The organism is Hyella patelloides LEGE 07179 (assembly GCF_900659865.1).
Classification (GTDB): Bacteria; Cyanobacteriota; Cyanobacteriia; order Cyanobacteriales; family Xenococcaceae; genus Hyella; species Hyella patelloides.
The window spans coordinates 1-3,664 of sequence record NZ_LR214179.1 but is presented as its reverse complement, the minus strand read 5'-3'; the positions used below and the strand labels follow the sequence as shown (position 1 = coordinate 3,664).

5 protein-coding genes and 1 pseudogene are annotated in these 3,664 nt (G+C 35.4%); 5 read left to right on the top strand and 1 reads right to left on the bottom strand.

Going from position 1 to position 3,664, the window contains the following annotated elements; translation table 11 throughout:
- Nucleotides 1-207, top strand: a 207-nt coding sequence (locus tag H1P_RS40060) for a transposase (protein WP_186375824.1), incomplete at its 5' end; no start/stop codon positions are given.
- On the opposite strand, the pseudogene H1P_RS40055 reads toward H1P_RS40060, so the two are convergent.
- Nucleotides 192-470, bottom strand: a pseudogene (locus H1P_RS40055) (ISH3 family transposase); the annotation flags it as partial. The gene H1P_RS40060 and the pseudogene H1P_RS40055 sit on opposite strands and share 16 nt — an antisense overlap.
- A gap of 260 nt (nucleotides 471-730) precedes the next feature.
- Here H1P_RS40055 and H1P_RS31725 point away from each other — a divergent pair.
- The 4 genes from H1P_RS31725 to H1P_RS31710 all read left to right on the top strand — a co-directional run bounded on the left by H1P_RS31725 (nucleotide 731) and on the right by H1P_RS31710 (nucleotide 3,608).
- On the top strand, nucleotides 731-1,342 hold the full coding sequence (locus H1P_RS31725) for a TIGR04282 family arsenosugar biosynthesis glycosyltransferase (protein ID WP_144875232.1): 612 nt from the start codon (nucleotides 731-733) through the stop codon (nucleotides 1,340-1,342).
- Between the two features lie 10 nt (nucleotides 1,343-1,352).
- Nucleotides 1,353-2,036 carry a phytanoyl-CoA dioxygenase family protein gene (locus H1P_RS31720; protein ID WP_144875230.1) on the top strand — a complete coding sequence of 228 codons (684 nt, stop codon included), beginning with the start codon at nucleotides 1,353-1,355 and terminating at the stop codon, nucleotides 2,034-2,036.
- A gap of 555 nt (nucleotides 2,037-2,591) precedes the next feature.
- On the top strand, nucleotides 2,592-3,026 hold the full coding sequence (locus H1P_RS31715; RefSeq protein ID WP_144875228.1) for an AMP-binding protein: 435 nt from the start codon (nucleotides 2,592-2,594) through the stop codon (nucleotides 3,024-3,026).
- A 45-nt stretch (nucleotides 3,027-3,071) separates the two neighbouring features.
- The gene (locus tag H1P_RS31710; protein ID WP_144875226.1) at nucleotides 3,072-3,608 is read left to right on the top strand and encodes a helix-turn-helix domain-containing protein; all 537 of its coding nucleotides are present in this window, start codon (nucleotides 3,072-3,074) and stop codon (nucleotides 3,606-3,608) included.
- Nucleotides 3,609-3,664: the final 56 nt, after the last annotated feature.

Genomic DNA, 3,664 nt, shown 5'->3' with positions numbered 1-3,664 from the left:
GTAGGAGCGAGAGTTTTAGAGCTTTCCCCCTATTCTCCAGAGTTTAATCCCATTGAACACTGGTGGTCACAGCTAAAGGCTTTCTTGAGGCAGTTCTCTCCCAGAACTTCCAAAAGGGTTGATACCCTGATTAAAATAGCGATGGATTTAATGAATCCCCAACATCTGCGTAACTGGTTTGCCCACTGCTGCTACTGTCCCTTATAAACCTGCAAACCGCTGTAAATGGTTTCTACCACTTGAAAAATTCGTTCGTACCGTTGATTTATGAAAGAAAGCATTTGTCTTAAAGGAAAGATTGTTCGATAAATTAATCTTCCTCCTCTTCGGGGCTTACTAATTTTTCTCCATAGTAAATTAACCCAAATATTAACTAATAAAAAGGAAATGCCTACAAATAATAATCTTAAAGTTGGCTGCTTGGTAGTGCTTCTAATTCGACATAAATTTTTCAATCTGTAACTACTTTTGGTTTGCCATAATTAAGGTATTAGATTTAGATCAATTGCCAAAACCAATCTTTTTTTCTTTAATCCTTGAGGTATTTTACTTTTTAAAGCTAAATTAATATGAACTATAAAATGCAGCTTTAATCCCTTTTTCGATCTACTGAAATTGTCATTTGCTAACGTAGAGATGCGATGGGGATAGGGAACGCTTGTCAATAGTTTTTTTGTCCTAATCAATTAACCCACTACGATATTTTATAACTTACTTAGCCTAAGTCTCCATGAAAGAAACTCTAATAATATTCTCCCGTTATCCTGAGCCTGGTAAAACTAAAACTCGCATGATTCCTGCTTTGGGTGCGGAAGGTGCAGCTAATTTACAGCGTCGTTTAAGCGAACACACTCTAAAACAAAGTGGAGATTTAAAACAATTTCGCGAAATAGATATTGTCGTTTATTTTACAGGGGGAAATATTGATTTAATGCAAAACTGGTTAGGAGATGATGTTAATTATTTTCCTCAAATAGAAGGGGATTTAGGAATTAAAATGCGATCGGCTTTTGCTGATAATTTTGCCAAAGATCGAGAACGAATTGTAATTATTGGAATAGATTGCCCTGGTGTAGATTGCAATATCTTAGAATTAGCTTTTAATGATTTACAGAATAATGATTTAGTATTAGGCGCAGCAGAAGATGGGGGTTATTATTTAATTGGTTTAAGTAAATTAGTTCCTGAATTATTTATAGATATTGCTTGGGGAACAGATCGGGTTTTTGCTCAAACAAAATCTATTGCTGAAAAGTTAGATTTAGCTGTTGCTTATTTGCCAACTTTAAGAGATATAGATCGTCCTGAAGATTTGGAGCTAATGAAATTAGTTGATAATTAAATAAAATAGCATGAATCAAGTCAATGATTTTTGGATAAATGGTTATGAAATAATACCACAACTAATTAATAGCAATTTAGTTAACGATCTGAAAAAAGCGATAATTAGCAATATAGAAGCAAAATCAGCTTATGGCGTTAGAGACTTACACCATAAAATACCTAAAATCTCTGATTTAACCAATTCTCAGCTAATTGTAAATACCTTAAAGCAATATACTAAATACAATCAGTTTCAATTAATCAAAGCTATTTTCTTTAATAAAAACATAGATCATAATTGGGCAGTAGCTTGGCATCAAGACAAAACCATTGCCGTGAAGCAAAAACTAAACCTTACCGAATATAAAAACTGGACAGTGAAACAAGGTACACTTCACGTACAACCACCACTCAAGATATTAGAAAAAATTACTGCTATTAGAATTGCTTTGGATGATACAGATAGTAATAATGGTGCGTTAAAAATTATTCCCAATTCTCATAAATTAGGAATATTAACCCAACCAGAAATAAATCAAATTACTAACGAGCGAAAACCTATCTTATGTTCTCTAAAAGCAGGAGACGCAATAATTATGCACCCATTAATTTTGCATTCTTCAAGTAAAAGTATTAATGGCAATGAGCGACGTACAATTCATCTAGAATATTGTAGTTGTAATTTACCTCAAGGTTTAGATTGGCATAATTAAAAATTCAATACAAATGTTACTAGAGCAATTCACGATTAGATAAATCTAGACTTTCTCTTCAGTACTGTAAAATCTAATTCCTTTTTCCACGATCGGAAATTAGTTGTGAAACGGTAGGTTCAGAATTATGACAAGCTGCGACGAACACCAAGCTAAGAAGTGCTGAACAGAGAAATTTGAGAGCATAACGAAAGCTTTGCATAACCTGTGCTGGAGATATCCTTTAACTAATTGAGGTCTAAGATTGCTGTGGTTGGCAGCTTTTAGGCGGATGTTTAGCCTCAAGAAAGTTTTATTTGACTCTGGTAGTTGACAAGTTGTTTCATTTTATTCTAGTTTATTATTGAGAATTATTTTAGATTATTTCTGAAAAACAAATTTTGTTCAAATGCTATGAAAAAGTTATATATTCAGGGTTTACTGGATTTTAAGTTGCTCTGAGTTGAATTTTCAAGCTGTAAAAATTACTCCCACAAGCAATACCTTGACTAATACAGTCATTAGACATTGTTTATTAACAATATTTATTAACAAGAAAACTCGATCGAGAGCGCAATGAAAGAATCTAATCAATTGCCTAAATTTAGATCGTTGGTAGAGCTTTTGAGTTATAGAAGCTCCACACAGCCTAACAAACTAGCCTATAGATTTTTAAAAGATGGAATAGTCGAACAGGAGAATATAACTTACGGGGAACTCGATCGCCGCAGTAAAAAGCTTGCTGCTAAACTACAGTCTTTAAGTATGAGCGGTAAACGCGCTCTACTTTTGTACCCTTCTGGTTTAGATTATATTGTTGCTTTTTTTGGTTGTTTGTCTGCAAATACGATCGCAGTTACAGCTTACCCACCCCGAAACCAACGCCATAGACCGAGACTTCAAGCGATCGCTAACAATGCTCAAATTGCGATCGCTTTAACTATAAACTCCCATCTCTCTAAAATCCAGTCTTTGCTAGCTAATAGCGGTTTTCAATTGGGTGGACTTTAGAGGAAGTAAAGTGAGACAATCAGAAAAACCTCTGTCAATTTAGGAATGAAACCATATTCAACAGATTTTCGGACGAAGATCGTAGAAACCAAATACAAGACCAATGAATCAATTGAGCAAATAGCAAATCGGTTTCAGGTGAGCTACAGTTTTGTCCAAAAATTGTTTAAACGGTACGAAGCTACAGGTAGTGTTGAACCATCACCTCATGGAGGGGCAAAGCCAAGGAAACTCAACCCTCAACAAGTAGAAATAGTACTTCAATTGGTTGAAGAAGATAATGATGCTACTCTTCAACAATTATGCGATCGCCTCTCTGCTAAAACCAAAATCAAAGTCAGTGTTCCCACAATGTGTCGTATTTTGCAAAAATTGGAGTTGACTCGGAAAAAAGCGGTGCGCGGGGATGGGGAGACTTCAACCAACCACAGACAAATGTTGGCAGCACTCAGCTTCTACCAGAAAAGTCTCCCCTATCCACCCCCGCGTCGGCGACAGACGCTCTGGGTAGCAGGGGCAACGCACCTAAATTTCAAAAACCAAGCAGAGAAAGGGTTTAAACAAATTACCAATCTCAAATAAGACTTGATATCTGCATCATTTTTTAGAAAATGGTCAACACGGCTTACTTTTCTATG

Excerpts from the sequence above, each read along its gene's own strand:
- H1P_RS31710 (WP_144875226.1), top strand. The coding sequence starts at position 3,072 with ATGAAACCATATTCAACAGATTTTCGGACGAAGATCGTAGAAACCAAA.
- H1P_RS31725 (WP_144875232.1), top strand. The coding sequence starts at position 731 with ATGAAAGAAACTCTAATAATATTCTCCCGTTATCCTGAGCCTGGTAAA.
- H1P_RS31720 (WP_144875230.1), top strand. The coding sequence starts at position 1,353 with ATGAATCAAGTCAATGATTTTTGGATAAATGGTTATGAAATAATACCA.
- H1P_RS31715 (WP_144875228.1), top strand. The coding sequence starts at position 2,592 with ATGAAAGAATCTAATCAATTGCCTAAATTTAGATCGTTGGTAGAGCTT.